The following is a 15,876-nucleotide window of genomic DNA, read 5'->3' as shown; positions in this document are numbered from 1 at the left end:
GATACTAAGTGATAATTTGTATTTATTTCTAGGGGGGAATGGGTTATGGAGACTTTAGTAAAGTTTTTGAAAGACAATAACTGTAAAATCACGCCACAACGTATTGCAATTTATCAAGCTGTAAAAGATAGTGAGGATCACCCTAATGCTGAAGCTATTTACAAAAAGCTTGCCCCTGCATATCCAACCATCAGCCTAGCTACTGTCTACAAGTCCTTAGAGCTTTTTGCAGGATTAGGGTTGGTGCAAGTAATTAATATAGGGGAAAATAGCTTTAGATACGACTCAAACACTACAAGTCATCCTCATGTCGTGTGCAACAAATGCCAAAAAGTTGAAGATTTAGAAAATGAATTTTTCAAGCATTTGTCCAAAAGGGTAGAAAGTTTAACAGGTTACCAAATCGACAATCAGCACCTTTGCTTTTATGGTGTATGTGACGCCTGTGTACCTTCTTAAAACACTTGAAAGTTCAAGTGTTTTTTACTTGATCATCGCTTCCTGTAAAGCCTCTGCAAACTTCTCATTATTTGTTTCATCTTTTATTGCTATCCTGAAAAAACTTTTATCCAAGTTGCTAAAGTTACTACAATCTCTAATTAAAATATTTTTTTCTAACAGTTTTTTCTGCAGCTGTAAAACATCAACATTTGGTTTTAAAATTTTTACAAGAATAAAATTAACAGAAGGAGAGAAAATTTTCAGTCCGTCTATTTCTTTTAATTTTTCCACAAATCGCTTCTTTTCATTCTCCAACCATCTATGAGTTTTTTCAACATAGTTTGTTTCTGCTAATAATACTTTTCCAAAATATGCTGCAAATGTATTTATACTCCAGGGAATCGCTCCACTTGAAATTTTTTCCTTAAGTTTCTCATTACTACATAAACCAAATCCTAATCGCAATCCTGGTATCCCATAAAACTTTGTAAAAGCTCTTACAATCACTAAATTCTCGTATTCTCGATAAGACTGCATCATGCTATAGGATTCTTCTTCACTTACAAAGTCCATAAAGGCTTCATCTATCATTAAATAGATATTCTTTTTAACAGCTTGTTCTAATACCTTTTTTATTTCTTCTGCCTTTAATAGCTTACTGGTAGGGTTATTTGGATTACATAAAATCATTAGATCAATATCCTTATCCATTGCCTCTAACAGTTCTTGGATATTAACACGAAAGTCCTCTTCTTCATGTAAAGCATGCTTCACAATTTCACTACCACAAACTTTTAGTGCTCTTTCATATTCACTAAAGGTAGGTGCCAAAATCATGGTTTTTTTGGGGTTTAATGCGTGAATCGTATCAAAAATAATCTGTGCAGCACCATTTCCTACGAAAATATCCTTTTTATCAACACAGTAATATTCTGCAATAGCCATTTTTAATTCCTCATAATGAATATCAGGGTAGTGTTGAAGGTCCTCTATGCTATGTAAAATCATTGTTTTTAAAGAATCTGGAAGTCCTAAAGGATTAATATTCGCACTATAATCTAGAAGATCATCTTTGTGAATATTGCACTTTCTTTGTATCTCAAATATATTACCACCATGGGCCATATGACCAATCTCCCATCATTAATTTTAGTATAGTAAAAAATAGCATCGCCACTGCAGAGGTCCAATACATTAAATCAATCGTTTTAAGAATATGGCTTTTATTTAACACATCTAAAGAGTTTCCTATGGTAGGTTTATAAACTTCTCTACCAAAGTATTTATTGGTGCCCCCAAGTTGTATTTCTAAAGCTCCTGCTACAGCAGCCTCAGGATAACCAGCATTTGGACTGTTGTGTTTATCGTTATCCCTCAAAACAGTTTTGACAGCTTGGCTACAATTTTTTCTCCTCAAGACAGCAGCAATGATAACAAAGATAGCTGTTAGTCTTGCAGGGATATAGTTTACAACATCATCAAATTTTGCAGAAAATCTACCAAAGTATAAATATTTGTCATTTTTATAGCCCACCATAGAATCTAAGGTATTGGCAGCTTTATAAGCCATTGCCAAAGGAACACCACCTATAAAAAAGTAAAACATAGGTGCAATAATACCATCAGAAATATTTTCGCCAATGGTTTCAACCGTAGCTCTTGTAATTTCCTTTTCATCTAAGTCTTCTGTATCTCTACCAACAATATAGGATAAGGCTGTACGGGCATCCTCTATACTTCCATCTTCTAGTTTTTTATATACCTTTCTTGTTTCAACATCTAAACTCTTGGTGGCCAGCACAGTATAACCCAATAAAACCGATACAAAAACTCCTAAGTAAGCATGTAAAGAATAAGCTATTTTAATGATTGCTGAGGTGAGAACATAGGCGGTTACAATGACAATAACCGCCAGAACTATCCCCATTATAAATTGACTTTGTGTGCTTTTCTTTAAATTAAGTAATTTTTTTTCTAAATAGCTGATAAAATTGCCAATATAACGGACAGGATGAGGAAACCCCTGAGGGTCTCCTAATATTAAATCCAGTATGTATGCACTAAGTAGGACCTTCATCCTTTATACCTCCATGATCTTATAAATTTTTTCTAGATCAATGCTTTCTTTTACTAACTTAGCAAGTTTATCGTATTCCTTTTCTTTAAAGTCTTGGAAGCTTTTTTCCTCCTTCAACTCAGATGTAAGACCTTTTTTGTTTAATATATTATTAATCATCTTCTGGGTGAAGCTTATTTCATCAAAAATTCCATGAATATATGTACCAAAAACTCTGCCATCCTTGCTTACAGCTCCATCTGAGTAAGCAACTTCTTGACCTAATTTTTGTGTAATCTGTAATAAGGGCTTTACACCTTCCTCCAGCTTGGTTCTTCCCATGTGTATTTCATATCCTTTAATGGCAGTATCTTTACATTCCTTTAAGATCTCATTATCTTCAAAGATAATTTCTCCTTCGATTTGTGTAGTTACCTTTTCTCCTTCAAAGGTGGTTTCTACCTCCAGCAGTCCCAATCCCTTTATCTCTTTAAGACTGCTCTCTACTCCAAGAGGGTCTACTATTTTCTCCCCTAAGATTTGATATCCCCCACAAACACCTATGATATGGCTGCCTTCCTTGTGTACTCTTAAAATTTCTTTTTCTAAGCCACTTTCTCTTAAATACTTTAAATCAGCAATTGTATTCTTAGAACCAGGAATAATAACAATATCTGGATTCCCTATGGTTTCTCCCCTTGTTACGTAGCGTAAATTTACATCTGGTAAAATTTCAAAAACATGAAAATCTGTAAAGTTAGAAATATGAGGAAGTTGCACAACTTCTATGGTTACTTTTCCTTCTTTATTGATGTCCTTCTTAAAGCGTTCAGTTACACTGTCTTCATCCTCTATGTTCAAATCACCATAAGGTATTACCCCTAGTACAGGTACTCCCGTGAGATCCTCTAGCATTTTTAATCCCGGTTCTAAAATTTTTGTATCTCCTCGGAATTTGTTAATGAATATACCCTTTACACGCTTTCGTTCTTCTTCTGTCAACAGCATAATGGTTCCATATAAAGATGCAAACACACCACCTCTATCAATATCTCCAATTAAAATTACAGGACAATCAGCAATTTCTGCCATTCCCATATTTACAATATCTTTATCTCGTAAGTTAATCTCTGCAGGACTTCCTGCTCCTTCTATAACAACAATATCATTGGAGGTAACCAGTTCCTGGTATACTTCTGCAACCATACTTTTTAATTCAGGCTTAAAATCATGATATTCTACCGCTGTCATGTTTTTAAATACTTTTCCCTTGATAATTACTTGGGCATGCTTATCTCCTGTAGGCTTTAAAAGTATAGGATTCATAGATGCTGATGGTTTAATTCCTGCTGCCTCCGCTTGAAATACTTGAGCTCTCCCCATTTCTAGTCCTTCCTCTGTAATAAAGGAATTTAAAGCCATGTTTTGCGATTTAAAAGGAACAACTTTATAACCCTCTTGATGAAAAATCCTACATAATGCCGCTGTTAATAAACTTTTCCCTACTGAAGATGCTGTTCCCTGTAACATAATACTTTTTCCTGTTTTCATCCTCTGCACCCCTTATGTTATGTTTTAAAAACGTATATATTTAATTTCACTGCTACATTAAATCATTGCGCAACTTAATCATTTGGTTATTTATGAATATAAATTTGGATATCTATAGATGTGGGCTTCTAAAATTAAAGTTTAAGTGCCCACATCTATCATTACTTCTTAGTTCTTGTTCCATCCTTTAACAGATATAGGTGTAACCTGTAGATTACCAGTGTAGATGTTTCTATCCACCATCATTTCCATATGATAGGCTTTTTTCAAATTCTCTACTGTCATCACTTTTTCTGTGGCCCCCATTGTAATAATACTTCCTTCGTGTAAAAGTAGCATTTCTTTACTATACCTAGCAGCTAGGTTCAAATCATGCAATACTGCTACAATCATCACCTTTCTATCTTCATTTAGATACTTCAACAAGTCTAATACTTCTATTTGATGATGAATATCCAATGCTGAGGTAGGCTCGTCCAATAAAATCACCTTGGGCTCCTGGGCCAATGCCCTAGCAATAATCACCCGTTGTCTTTCTCCACCACTAACCTCATTGATCGCTCGATCTCGTAAGTGCCAAGTATTGGTTAGTTCCATTGCTTCCCTAGCAATTTCAAAATCCTTCAGTCCTTCCCTCTGAAAACGCATTAAATGAGGATGTCTTCCCATCAACACAATATCCTCAACGGTAAAGTTGTAAGCTACCTCTGTGCTTTGAGGAACCACTGCCATCTCTTGCGCCAATGCTTTTGCAGCATAAGCCTTTAAGTCCTTTTCTCCTAGTAGGATTTTTCCTCTACGGGGATGCAGGTTTCTAGCCATGATTTTTAATAGGGTGGATTTTCCAGAGCCATTGGGTCCGATAATACTGGTAAAACTGTTTTCACCAATAGTGAGGGTTAATTTGTTTAAAATTTTAGCTTCATTATACTGAAAAGTAATGTCTTGTATTTTAATAGAGTTTGTCATATCATCACCTTATCTATATGATTTTTTTGGTTGTTCTTAATAGGTAAATAAAAAAGGGACCTCCTGCCAAAGCAGTGATAATTCCGACTGGAACCTCTGTTGGAGCGATAATCGTTCTAGCAAAGGTATCTACAACAATAAGAAAAATCCCTCCTACTAAACCACTGGCAGGCATAAGAATTCTATTGTCTGAAGAAACCATCATCCGTGTCATGTGAGGAATAATCAGACCCACAAAACCTATAATTCCACTGACAGAAACAGCAAAGGCTGTAATAAATGCACTGGTGATCAATAGAATTTTTTTCGTCTTTTCCACCTCTACACCCATATTTTCCGCAGTTTCTTCTCCCAGCAAGAGTAAGTTTAAGTCCTTTGCAAAAACATATAGTATTATACTTCCAATGATAATAGGTAAAAAAGCTATTTTTACATGACTCCATCCTCTAGCAGAAAAGCTCCCCATCGTCCAAAAAACAATGCTAGTAATATCTTTAGAAGAAACCACCATGATAAAGGAGGTGATGGCTGTAAGAAACTGTCCTGTGGCTACCCCTGCCAATAATAATGTTGTAACAGGAACCTTTGCTTTAACGCTAGCAAGATTATATACAATCAAAGTGGCTATTATCGCTCCTGCGAAGGCAAATATAGAAATAAAACCTATTCCTAAAAAGTAGGTGTTTAGCTTAAATAAAATGGCAATCGCTGCCCCTAAAGCTGCCCCCGAGGAAGTCCCAATAATAAAAGGATCTGCCATAGGGTTTTTTAACATCCCCTGAAAAGCTGTACCTACTACAGATAACCCATATCCCACAAGAAAAGATAAGAAGATTCTAGGTAGTCGTATACTAGAAATAATAGTAATGTGAGAAGTAGGAATGCCCGTCAAATCTATTCTACTTCCCACCCGAGGTATGTGGGAAATGAAAATTTTCAAGCTATCTATAATTCTGATATTAGCAGCCCCTACTACGGAAGCCCCCAACATCACCATAAATAGCACAATCAAAAGTCCTATGAGTATCTTATGATTTTTTTCTTTCGTCTTCATCTCAGCCTCCATAAATTCATTCCCCTCTAGATGAGGGGAATATGCTCCTTCCCTTAAAACACATTAGGGTGGATAGCTCTAGCTACTGCTTCTAAAGCTTCTATAATTCTGATTCCAGGTCTAGAAACTATATTGGGTTCTAATAACCCTACTCGGTTGTGTTGGATAGCACTGATTTCTCCAAAACCTGGTCTGCTTTTTATTTCATCAATTCTTTCTTGTATATCTTTTTCCGTCATTTCATCAAAAGCCATAACGTGGCTGGCAGGAAGTAAATATACCTGTGGATTTCTTTCTACTAGTGCCTCTATACTAAAGATAGGGTATGCACCTTCTCCATCTGCTGCAATATTCTCGCCTTTAGCTAGGTTGATGAGTTCATCCATAAAAGAACCAGAACCTGCTGTCATTAGAGGTTCATCCCAAATCTCATAGAATACCCCCACCACTTCTTGATCCTTGATTTTTTCTAGGATGTTATCTTTTTTTGCAGTTAACTCACCTACAATAGCCTCTGCTGTCTCTTCTCTACCAGTTACTTCACCCATAGAAATAATGGTTTCAAATATTTCCTCGATGGTTTCTGGTTCGTACCTTGCTACTGTAATACCAGAAGCTAGGATTTGCTGTACAACCTCTTCATCCCCTTCACCATAGATGAAGAGAATATCTGGCTCCAACTCAATGATTCTCTCAATATTTAAATTTTTATAACCTCCGATTTTCTCCTTATCTAAAGCCTCTACTGGATAGTCGCAATATTCACTTACAGCAATAATGTGTTCTTCTAAACCTAAAGCAAATAGTATTTCTGTATGACTTGGTACTGCAGAAATAATTCTCTTAGGTTCCTCATTGAGGCTTACAATATTTCCTAAACCATCGGTTACTTCTATAGTAGCACCTGCTTCTAAATTTTCTTCAGTATTAGCAGGTGAAGCACATCCTGCTAATACCACAGAAATAATTAGCAACCCCATAATCAATAACTTTGCTTTTTTGTTCATTTGTGTTGTCCTCCTTAAGTTGTCTCTATTTATTTAAATGACCTAGGTCATTTAAAACAGTTAATACGCAAAAATCCCCATGTTTTTCAATTTTATTGATGCTACAATGATTCACTTTGAAGTTCCAATGATGTTTTATATCTCCTGTAATTAAGTGAGCAATAGCACTGCGAATAACGCCTGAATGAGCAACTAAAACAATCTTTTTATCTACATGTTGAGAAAGCATTTCATCTACAGCAGCGGCTACTCTATCATGCATCTCCTCTAGACTTTCCCCTTGTGGAAACTTCAGTTTTATATAATCCTTTTCTAATCCTTCATATACATTAGGATGCTTTTCTTTTATTTCCTCTATTGTTAAACCCTCTGCTTCTCCAAAATTTAGTTCCCTTAAAGCATCCATAGCATATACAGGATACTGTTGCTCTCTTCTTATATAAAAAGCCGTCTCTTCAGCACGCTTCAAACCACTAGTGTACATTACATCTATCGCTATATTTTTAAAGGCTTCTGTTAATTTTTGTGCCTGTTGTCTTCCTGCTTCATTTAAGGAAACATCTGTCCACCCACAAAACCTACTATTGCGATTTTCTTCTGTTTCTCCGTGTCTTACTAAGTATAACTCCGTCATAGACTTCCCCTCTATCCTTGATTTATTATAATTTTAGATTTGTTAGTATCATTAGATATAATATATATAGGATCTCTGTTAGTTCGCACAGAGCTCCTGAAGTATCTCCCGTCATACCACCAATAATCTTTTCACTATATTTTTTAAACAAATAAGAAAACAACCATAAAATAGGGATAAAGAATAAGGAGTTTTTATCTAATACTGCACAAAACGCTGTTATCACCGTAGCTATAATAATCTCTTGTTTTGTAATCTTATCAATAAATATATTACCTAAACCTTCTTTACGAGCATAACTTACATTATAAGAACCATAAACAATGGCTAGTCTTCCCATGACAGGCATTAAGATCAGTGCTGCTAAACCTTTTGTCGGTAGAACTTCAGCTAAACCAAATATTTTGATCAGCAGACCAAATATAATAACAATAACGCCATTTGTACCTAGTCGACTATCCTTCATAATTTCTAAGATTCTTTCTCTTGGACGACTGCTATAAAATCCATCAAAGGTGTCCCCTAGTCCATCTAAATGCAACCCTCCTGTCAGTGCCACATATAAGGCAATCACCAATATACTGGCCATAGTGGTATGTAAACCATATGCAAGTCCTTTATAAGCAACAGCTAAAATCCCCCCCAGCACTAAGCCTACAAGTGGAAAATAAATAACTCCCTTTTTAAAGTCTTCATCATAGGGCAAGTCTTTAGCAATGGTTATTCTACTTAAAAACTGTAAAGTAAGTATAAATCTTGTCATTAGCTTTCGATTCCCTTCCTGGCACCGATTCCTTTTTCAAAGGGATGCTTGATCATTGTCATTTCAGTTACATAATCCGCCAAATCTATTAACTCTTTTGGAGCTTTTCTTCCTGTTAAAATCATTTCAATATCTTCTGGTTTATTTAAAAGGAGGGATTTCACCACTTCCACCTCTATGACATGATTATAGAGTACCGCCATAATTTCATCCATAATGATTAAATTATAAGTTTTATCCTGTAAACACCTTCTAATCATCTCCAAACCCTGTAAAACACTTTTTTTCACCTCTGCTTTTTCTTCTTCTGTCAAGCGAAAGTAAAACTTATTCATAGCGGCAAACCGTATAAACTCGAAGTTAGGAGCTAATTTCCCAATACTATGAACTTCTCCAGTATCTCCTCCCTTCAAGAATTGTACCATCAAAACCTTAAAACCACCTCCTGCTGTCCTAATCCCTTGACCTATAGCAGCAGTGGTTTTGCCTTTTCCATTCCCTGTATAAATATGTATTAATCCCTTTTCAAGTTTTTTCTCCAGCATGCTTTCACCTTCTACTTTATTTTATTTGCTATGCCACAAGTTACAAAATATACGTTACTTACTTCTCTCCCTATGTACTGATTTACTCTTCCTGCAATATCTCTAAAAATTCTAGCTATTTTATTTTCTGGTACAATACCTAGTCCTAGTTCATTGGTGATAAAAACTACCGGCACGTGAAAATCTTTTAAAACTTTGATCAAATCCTGTATTTCTTTAAGAATATTTTTTTCTATCTTATTTACTTCATCCATTGAAACCACATCCCAATCAATAGGTTCTTCAAACATAAGATTCGTAGTCATGATCGTAATACAGTCTAAGAAAATTCCATCTACTTTGCCTTTATAACGCTGAACTTCTTCAGCTAAATTCTTATAGCCTTCTAAAGTCACCCAATTCTCTGGACGGCCTTCTCTATGCTTTTTTATCCGATCCTTCATTTCATCGTCAAAGGCTTGGGCAGTGGCAATATATAGTACTTGTCCATCTATATCCTTGAGAATAGATTCTCCAAAACTACTTTTACCACTTCTCGCTCCACCAGTTACTAAAGTTAGCAAATTTTTTTCCATGTCACACCTCTTTTAGTAAAATCATAAAAGCCCTTACAATCGTGTAAGGGCTAAAAATCAAAAGTTTATTGATTAACATACACCCCTCCCACCGAAGGTTAGTTACAAGTTTGGCAGGTCTCCTGACTCGTGATTCTCTTTACTTACAGCACCTTCCCAGAATATTCCAGTGGTATTTGCTGTTTTCATCCTCACTTACAGTAGCGGGGGCTGTAATGGACTTTCACCATTTTCCCTATTAAGCTTACAAAGCACCAAACATAAGTTGTAAAATTTTTTTCCTTAATTTTATGATAACAAAATATAGTTAAAGTCGCAACTTGTTTTTAAATTATTGTTAAACTTTAAACATATTACCTTGTCAAAGGCACTAACTTGAGCCATAATTTGTCATTGTTATGAAAATACTATTTTTGTCATCCTGTTTTGTCATCCTGAGGGAGGTAACGACCGAAGGATCTTAAGCTTCTTCGCTGTGCTCAGAATCACACTTTTACTTATCGTGGTGTAGGTAACACATGTAAATTCTGAGGGGAGTGAAACGGAATCAAAGAATTTTGGCATATATAATTTTTACAAAGGCGTATAGAACTCCTGCGTATAATAAATACGATATTCACCGCCAAAATAAACTCCTACCCCTAGTCTTTCAAAGTCTCCTAGTATATTTTCCCTATGCCCTAAGGAGTTCATCCAGTTTTCATGAGCATAAATAGCGGAGGTTTGTCCGGCAGCTATATTTTCTCCTGATTTTCTCCATGCAAGACCTTCTTTTTCTATTCGATCAGAAGGTCCTATGCCACTAGGGCTTTCGTGGGCAAAATAATTTCTCATTGCCATATCTTTACTATGCTTTCTTGCAGCTATGGCTGCTTTCTCTTCCCACTGAAGAAGAGGTAATCCGAATCTAGCTCTGGTCGCGTTGGCAAGGTCAAAAACCTGTTTCTCAAAGGCATCTGCCAGTTCCTGATGGATCCCTCCATAAAATCCCTGTAAGGCTTCCTCAGTGGTCTTTTCTATCAGCTGTATCGCAGTTACTTTTTGATCATTGTGCAAGTCAAAAAAAATAGTTGCATAATAATTATCTATTAAATAAGTATGACTTTCCTCAGGAGTCGTTAAATAATAGATCGTGTTTGCCTTTTTGATATACTCTAAAGGATTTCCTAAAAGATCCACAACATATTTTCTATCCGCTCCTACTTGAATATCCCTTTTGGACTGCCATAGAGGGGAGTTTGTATATAACCCTACTACTTTATCCTGTTGAATACCTATTTGAAAATATTTTGAATAGTCCTGGTTATATATATACCATTGAAAACCATATTGACTAGCATCTTGTCTTGCCGGTTGCCCTAGTTTTTCTAGTACTGTTTCTACAGAGTCACCGATTCTTATATCTAAAAGTGCAAACTTCTCTTGATTATCTTTATCAGAAGGCTTATTTTGTCTAAATACATGGTCATTAAAAGGCTTAATTAAAACATTTATAATTCTCTCTTCAACATTCTCCAGCTTAATACTGTTTTTTACTAAGCTCGTATAGTGCCAATTAGATTTGGTTATTCTGCTATTAGACTGCAACAGATTTATTCTTATTCCCACGGTTATCAACCACAACACACTCAGTATGATAATCATTCTTTTTATAAGCTTCATTATTTTAAATCTCCTTTACGTTTTTCTACCTTAATATAATAAGTGACACTTTTTTCTTTATTATATCACACTATATTAAGTTCTCTTCTATAGATGATGTAGAGGAATGATCTTTTAAAATTGCTTTAATCGATTTGAAACCTAAACTGATATCCAAGTTGATATGCCTTTATCTCTTTTTCTTCCTCTGCTTCTTTTAATCCTTCTCCCATTACTATAATCTGCATATTTTTTGCCTCATAATTATCTACCCTCACACTATAGGTTCCTTTAGGAACATTTTGTAGTATAATCCACTGGTGATTTTTAGGATATTTTTCATAAATATAATTATAGGAAGTAAATACTTTTCCTCCTTGAAGATCTATAATTATTTCTTCTTCCTTTTCTACTAAGATATTCAGTGCTCCTGTAAACAAAATATGTAATGTCGTTTCCTCTACTGGTCTAGTCCTCTTTGGTAAATCAGTAGTTTGATTGGTATAAATCTTATTGATATAAGGATAAGCACTTACTACAATATTCCGGTGACTCGCCTCCAAGTAACAGTGTTCACAATCCTCTAACGCTACACTTTTTATTGCTACTGTACCATCTCCATCTAATGTCTCTACTACATCTAAAATACTTTCTTCATATTCCTTCAGTTTTTCTTTATCTACCATTAAGTATTCAGCAGTAGAATAATTATATCCAGCGATCCAATAAGCTTTTCCCACCCTATGCTGTAGCAGGTATACACTTTCATTTAAATAGTCTAATAAATTGTTTCTATATTTCATATAATACCTAGGGACTGTCTTCCACTCCCCGTTTCCATCTTCATAGTATAATATGTCTCCATAATCTAGGGAAGGAATTAATTCTCCTAAAGCTGGAAAAGTTTTATGAATGGTCGCAAGGTTTTCTAAACCTAAAGAGGTATTCATTAGCCTTAGCATCATCCATATATAACCCTTAGTAAGAAAATTATAAAAATGACTTCTCTTCTTGCTAGGCATCAAGTTTCCTGTAGACCATAAGTAATAGGCTTCTATAGTACCTTTGTTGGGGGTAGCTATCGTAATTAACTTATCTACATCATGCTGAAAGCCTCTGCCTTGTATATACGCCCTTGCAACGATTCCACCCATACTATGACAAATTAAATCTACCTTTTTGTTAGGATATCTTTCTTTCACTTGTTTTAATAGAGGTTTTAAGTACACTTCTACAGTGCTTTCATTATTTTTTCGCCAATCATAGTAACAAATAAACAAGTTCTCATTCAGATGATAATTTATCTCTTGCAGTTGTTTTATAAATGGATCATAGACCCAACGAGCTACCCCAAATCCCCACCTGCCTGTTCCAGAGATGATATCATCTCCCATAGAACCCATGAACCCTGGAATGAAGATAATAGGATTATTAGATGAATCTTGCAATATATCCCCTCCTATCTTTATAGATGTATGCTTCTAAAGTTAAATTCTAATATACACAGTCTACGGTTTCTCCCCAAAACCTTAGGTTGCAAATGTGGCCCTTAGTCTATTACAATTTAGGGGCACACATCTATATATAATACAGCTCCAATATAAGTTTATGCATCATTATGGGAGAAAAATACACAAATAGTTCAGTAAGCAATGATCTAACCATGAATATATCAAAACCCACTACAATGAGTGGGTTCTCTAGTGATATGATATTTAATTTGTAAGTCTTAATTAACGGAATTCATTATGACTTTTTCTTCTACAATCTTTATTCCTTCCAATGATAATAGTTTCTCTTTTATATGCAAACCCCCATCATAGCCAACTAGTTTTTTATTCATGCCAATCACTCTGTGACAAGGCACGATGATAGCAATTTTATTTTTTTTATTTGCCATTCCTACAGCCCTCACAGCCTTGGGATTTCCAATTCTTATAGCTATATCTTGATAAGCAACCACCTTACCATAAGGAATACGGAGAAGTTCTCCCCATACTTGGTTTTGAAAAGTCGTTCCTACTAAGTCTAAAGGAACAGTAAAATTCTTTCTGTTTCCTTGGAAATATTCTGTTAACTGTTGCAGCGGCAGGTGATTCACCTCTTCACTATAAGTTATATGAGCCTTAGAAAAATCTTTTGTAAGACTTTGTAAAAACTCCTCTTTTGACTCCCTAAGTCCTACAGCTACTACACCTTTTTCGCTAGATGCTATATGCAAAGAATAGTCTAGTACTTTTTTATTACAATAATAGAGATTAATCATGTGCCTCACACTCTTTTCCTACTTGATGTGCTTCTTTTGCTAACCGCCATTGCTCTCTAGCCATCAGTTGAACTTGTCGTTTTGTCTTAATATCAGGGTGATCTAGAGCCTTACTATACCATTTAATAGCTTCTTGAGGATTTCCTAATTTCCTGTGTAGTTCCCCTACCAAATAAACTGCCGATATCTCGTCTAGCCCCCCCACAGGAAGCACTTCCTGCTGGTAAGCTTCCTCTAAAGACTTTAGTGCATATTGTAAAAACTGGATTTCCTTCCCATCGTTGCATTCACGATAAACCCATGCTAGTCTTAAACATAGGGTTCCAATATACCCTTTAGGTTTTTTTAACAGCTGTGCAACAAGAAGAGCTAATTTATAGCTTCCCTCTACTTCTTCTATACTTCTTACACCTCCATAGTTTCTGTAATTCCATTTTTTCACTATACTATCTTGCAATATTGTTCTCTGTTCTCTATTTAATTCTATGAATTCACTTTCCCCACCACTAAAACCACAATGGGGGCATACCCATATATAGTAGTAGATAGGGTTAATATCTTTATACTGTACATAAAAATCCGTATGTCTCTCCAACACCTTTAAGGCTCTTGTCCTTACTTTTTTTGTAGTGAAGGGTCTTCTGCAGCATGGACAACTGATGTTCTTATCATAGAGTAGGTGTTCCATTTTTTTCCTCCAATATTTATGACATATTATTAATCCGAAACAATAATTCTAAGGCTTTCATCTTCTTTAAAGGAATTAGCTTACACCTTAATATTATATAATAAATCAGACATATAATAAATATAAAAACCCCATCCAGTCGATGAGGTTTTCATATTTATTATATTGGTTGATTATCATCTATTGTGATAACTTCCTCTTGTTTAGGTGGTGTTTCTTGTTTAGGTGGTGTCTCTTGCTTAGGTGGTGTCTCTTGCTTAGGTGGCGTCTCCTGCTTAGGTGGTGTCTCTTCTGTAGTTTTTTCTGTTTCCATCACAGATTTAGGCTTTGTTCCTTCAATAACAACACCATTCACTGGTGTATAATAATCTCTGGAAATCAATTCTCTTTTTATTTCTTTTCCATTTTGAGAATATACCTTATAAGTATTTACTCTATATCCTTTTTTGGCTTCCCTTTCAACCTTCCTCTCTCCAACATACATATTGACATCACTCTTAACCTCTGTTTTAGGCTCTATTTCTTCTGTTGTCTCGGAGGCTAAGCTAATCACAATATTGCTTTCTTTTTTTCCATAAATTCTTACAAACACCCGATTGCCAGATATAATACTTTCTATATAGATGGGATTTTCCATGTTATTCGTAAACTTAAAGTCTATATGATTATAAGATACCGTTGCATCCTGTCCTAATGGCACATAGGCCACCGGCAAGCTATGATTTCTCCTGCTTGTTATTTCTAAGTTTGCCCGCACTACAGCATTATATAAAGTTGTGGATACTTGACAAATACCTCCTCCAATTCCCGGTACCAGCTGCCCATTTACTATTACAGGAGCTTCTTGATATCCCTCGGATACACCTCTTGGACCAGTTTTTTCATTGAAGGAAAGTTCTTCTGATGGCATTAATAGTGATCCATTAATACTATTAGAAGCTATAGATATGTTTTCACTTCTTCCCTGCTGTTGACGATTAAAGGTGGTACTAAATTCTCCTACAACTTCTTGTATATTGTTCAACTTCTCTTGAAGAATTTTTGGAGCAATGTATTCCGTTGGGATCACAATAGCTTCTTGCCCAAAGTTGTCAACAGCCACCATTATTTTTTCTTTTAAGGCCTCTCGGTCCACCTTTATACCTACGACTTCCTTGGTAGTATAAAACACACCATTTTGTCGCTTAATCGTAGCATCTTTTGGTTCTTGATTGATATGCTCTTCAATGGTTAAAAGAATCGTTTCTAATCCCTCTACATCATAAGTAAATTTCAATGGTATTATAGTAGCCTGTTGCTTTAAAGAATAAATATCCTTTATTCTATTCAATGGATTGCCTTTCCTGCCTAAATCATAAGCTTCTTCTATTGCTTCCTCATATAGGTAGGTATAGTCTAAGTCGGTATATGCCAATTGTTGACTATAATTTTCATAAACTAAATCCACCTTAAAGTCTTCAAGCTGTTTTTCATACATATTTTCCAACTTTTTTTGTGCTTCTTGTTTTGTTAAATTACTTACATCAATACCTTCAATAAGTATTTGGGGGTAAATAGTGTTTTTATTTAAGATAAAAAAAGCTAAGGTAGCTATAGCTACAAAACTTGTCAGAAATAATATCCCTATTACTCCAAATATTACTTTTTTCTTTTTTGATTTTACAACAGCTGGCTCCATAATATCAC

The 15,876-nt window shown here is 35.2% G+C and carries 16 protein-coding genes and 1 riboswitch; of the genes, 1 reads left to right on the top strand and 15 read right to left on the bottom strand.

Translation table 11 applies throughout. The features are described 5' to 3' along the window. Nucleotides 1–45 precede the first annotated feature (45 nt). Nucleotides 46–459 (top strand): transcriptional regulator PerR, encoded by a 414-nt coding sequence (perR, locus tag CACET_RS04750; RefSeq protein WP_044823389.1) that lies wholly within the window; start codon nt 46–48, stop codon nt 457–459. A gap of 24 nt (nt 460–483) precedes the next feature. Here perR and cobD read toward each other — a convergent pair whose 3' ends face one another. From cobD to CACET_RS04675, 15 genes are all read right to left on the bottom strand, one after another. Further along, a complete protein-coding gene (gene cobD, locus CACET_RS04745) occupies nt 484–1,566 on the bottom strand; it encodes a threonine-phosphate decarboxylase CobD (protein WP_044823390.1) in 1,083 nt (360 codons plus the stop codon). Next, entirely contained in the window at nt 1,550–2,518 is a 969-nt protein-coding gene (cbiB, locus tag CACET_RS04740) for an adenosylcobinamide-phosphate synthase CbiB (RefSeq protein ID WP_044823391.1), read from the bottom strand. The genes cobD and cbiB overlap by 17 nt, the downstream gene beginning before the upstream one ends. A gap of 3 nt (nt 2,519–2,521) precedes the next feature. Next, on the bottom strand, nt 2,522–4,048 hold the full coding sequence (locus CACET_RS04735) for a cobyric acid synthase (RefSeq protein WP_044823392.1): 1,527 nt from the start codon (nt 4,046–4,048) through the stop codon (nt 2,522–2,524). Nucleotides 4,049–4,216: 168 nt separating this feature from the next. After that, the gene (locus tag CACET_RS04730; RefSeq protein WP_044823393.1) at nt 4,217–5,017 is read right to left on the bottom strand and encodes an ABC transporter ATP-binding protein; all 801 of its coding nucleotides are present in this window, start codon (nt 5,015–5,017) and stop codon (nt 4,217–4,219) included. 13 nt (nt 5,018–5,030) lie between these two features. Continuing rightward, a complete protein-coding gene (locus CACET_RS04725; protein ID WP_044823394.1) occupies nt 5,031–6,083 on the bottom strand; it encodes a FecCD family ABC transporter permease in 1,053 nt (350 codons plus the stop codon). Between the two features lie 41 nt (nt 6,084–6,124). Beyond that, nucleotides 6,125–7,078: an ABC transporter substrate-binding protein gene (locus CACET_RS04720; RefSeq protein ID WP_044823395.1), complete on the bottom strand. Its 954-nt coding sequence runs from the start codon at nt 7,076–7,078 to the stop codon at nt 6,125–6,127. Nucleotides 7,079–7,103: 25 nt separating this feature from the next. Further along, nucleotides 7,104–7,712 (bottom strand): alpha-ribazole phosphatase, encoded by a 609-nt coding sequence (gene cobC / locus CACET_RS04715; protein WP_044823396.1) that lies wholly within the window; start codon nt 7,710–7,712, stop codon nt 7,104–7,106. 25 nt (nt 7,713–7,737) lie between these two features. Beyond that, nucleotides 7,738–8,475, bottom strand: coding sequence for an adenosylcobinamide-GDP ribazoletransferase (gene cobS / locus CACET_RS04710; protein WP_044823397.1), 738 nt, complete (start codon nt 8,473–8,475; stop codon nt 7,738–7,740). Beyond that, on the bottom strand, nt 8,475–9,020 hold the full coding sequence (locus CACET_RS04705; protein ID WP_044823398.1) for a cob(I)yrinic acid a,c-diamide adenosyltransferase: 546 nt from the start codon (nt 9,018–9,020) through the stop codon (nt 8,475–8,477). Before CACET_RS04705 ends, cobS begins: the two co-directional genes overlap by 1 nt. 11 nt (nt 9,021–9,031) lie before the next feature. Next, the gene (gene cobU, locus CACET_RS04700; protein ID WP_044823399.1) at nt 9,032–9,595 is read right to left on the bottom strand and encodes a bifunctional adenosylcobinamide kinase/adenosylcobinamide-phosphate guanylyltransferase; all 564 of its coding nucleotides are present in this window, start codon (nt 9,593–9,595) and stop codon (nt 9,032–9,034) included. Between the two features lie 95 nt (nt 9,596–9,690). After that, a riboswitch (cobalamin riboswitch) is annotated at nt 9,691–9,869 on the bottom strand. A 299-nt stretch (nt 9,870–10,168) separates the two neighbouring features. Beyond that, nucleotides 10,169–11,257 (bottom strand): CAP domain-containing protein, encoded by a 1,089-nt coding sequence (locus tag CACET_RS04695; protein ID WP_052661225.1) that lies wholly within the window; start codon nt 11,255–11,257, stop codon nt 10,169–10,171. Between the two features lie 125 nt (nt 11,258–11,382). Continuing rightward, nucleotides 11,383–12,684 (bottom strand): lipase family alpha/beta hydrolase, encoded by a 1,302-nt coding sequence (locus tag CACET_RS04690; protein ID WP_044823400.1) that lies wholly within the window; start codon nt 12,682–12,684, stop codon nt 11,383–11,385. A gap of 281 nt (nt 12,685–12,965) precedes the next feature. Beyond that, the gene (locus CACET_RS21070) at nt 12,966–13,502 is read right to left on the bottom strand and encodes a methylated-DNA--[protein]-cysteine S-methyltransferase (RefSeq protein WP_044823401.1); all 537 of its coding nucleotides are present in this window, start codon (nt 13,500–13,502) and stop codon (nt 12,966–12,968) included. Then, complete coding sequence (locus tag CACET_RS04680; RefSeq protein ID WP_044823402.1) at nt 13,495–14,190, bottom strand: DUF2225 domain-containing protein; 696 nt, start codon at nt 14,188–14,190, stop codon at nt 13,495–13,497. Before CACET_RS04680 ends, CACET_RS21070 begins: the two co-directional genes overlap by 8 nt. Nucleotides 14,191–14,350: 160 nt before the next feature. Continuing rightward, on the bottom strand, nt 14,351–15,868 hold the full coding sequence (locus CACET_RS04675; RefSeq protein ID WP_044823403.1) for a VanW family protein: 1,518 nt from the start codon (nt 15,866–15,868) through the stop codon (nt 14,351–14,353). Nucleotides 15,869–15,876 lie beyond the last annotated feature (8 nt).

This window comes from Clostridium aceticum, from assembly GCF_001042715.1.
Lineage (GTDB): Bacteria > Bacillota > Clostridia > Peptostreptococcales > Natronincolaceae > Andreesenella > Andreesenella acetica.
The sequence above is the reverse complement of the archived record's forward strand: the minus strand, read 5'-3'. Positions and strand labels throughout refer to the sequence as shown.

Excerpts from the sequence above, each read along its gene's own strand:
- CACET_RS04720 (WP_044823395.1), bottom strand. The coding sequence starts at position 7,078 with ATGAACAAAAAAGCAAAGTTATTGATTATGGGGTTGCTAATTATTTCT.
- CACET_RS04725 (WP_044823394.1), bottom strand. The coding sequence starts at position 6,083 with ATGGAGGCTGAGATGAAGACGAAAGAAAAAAATCATAAGATACTCATA.
- cbiB (WP_044823391.1), bottom strand. The coding sequence starts at position 2,518 with ATGAAGGTCCTACTTAGTGCATACATACTGGATTTAATATTAGGAGAC.
- CACET_RS04730 (WP_044823393.1), bottom strand. The coding sequence starts at position 5,017 with ATGACAAACTCTATTAAAATACAAGACATTACTTTTCAGTATAATGAA.
- CACET_RS04735 (WP_044823392.1), bottom strand. The coding sequence starts at position 4,048 with ATGAAAACAGGAAAAAGTATTATGTTACAGGGAACAGCATCTTCAGTA.
- cobU (WP_044823399.1), bottom strand. The coding sequence starts at position 9,595 with ATGGAAAAAAATTTGCTAACTTTAGTAACTGGTGGAGCGAGAAGTGGT.
- perR (WP_044823389.1), top strand. The coding sequence starts at position 46 with ATGGAGACTTTAGTAAAGTTTTTGAAAGACAATAACTGTAAAATCACG.
- CACET_RS21070 (WP_044823401.1), bottom strand. The coding sequence starts at position 13,502 with ATGATTAATCTCTATTATTGTAATAAAAAAGTACTAGACTATTCTTTG.
- CACET_RS04680 (WP_044823402.1), bottom strand. The coding sequence starts at position 14,190 with ATGGAACACCTACTCTATGATAAGAACATCAGTTGTCCATGCTGCAGA.
- cobS (WP_044823397.1), bottom strand. The coding sequence starts at position 8,475 with ATGACAAGATTTATACTTACTTTACAGTTTTTAAGTAGAATAACCATT.
- CACET_RS04695 (WP_052661225.1), bottom strand. The coding sequence starts at position 11,257 with ATGAAGCTTATAAAAAGAATGATTATCATACTGAGTGTGTTGTGGTTG.
- cobD (WP_044823390.1), bottom strand. The coding sequence starts at position 1,566 with ATGGCCCATGGTGGTAATATATTTGAGATACAAAGAAAGTGCAATATT.
- cobC (WP_044823396.1), bottom strand. The coding sequence starts at position 7,712 with ATGACGGAGTTATACTTAGTAAGACACGGAGAAACAGAAGAAAATCGC.
- CACET_RS04705 (WP_044823398.1), bottom strand. The coding sequence starts at position 9,020 with ATGCTGGAGAAAAAACTTGAAAAGGGATTAATACATATTTATACAGGG.
- CACET_RS04675 (WP_044823403.1), bottom strand. The coding sequence starts at position 15,868 with ATGGAGCCAGCTGTTGTAAAATCAAAAAAGAAAAAAGTAATATTTGGA.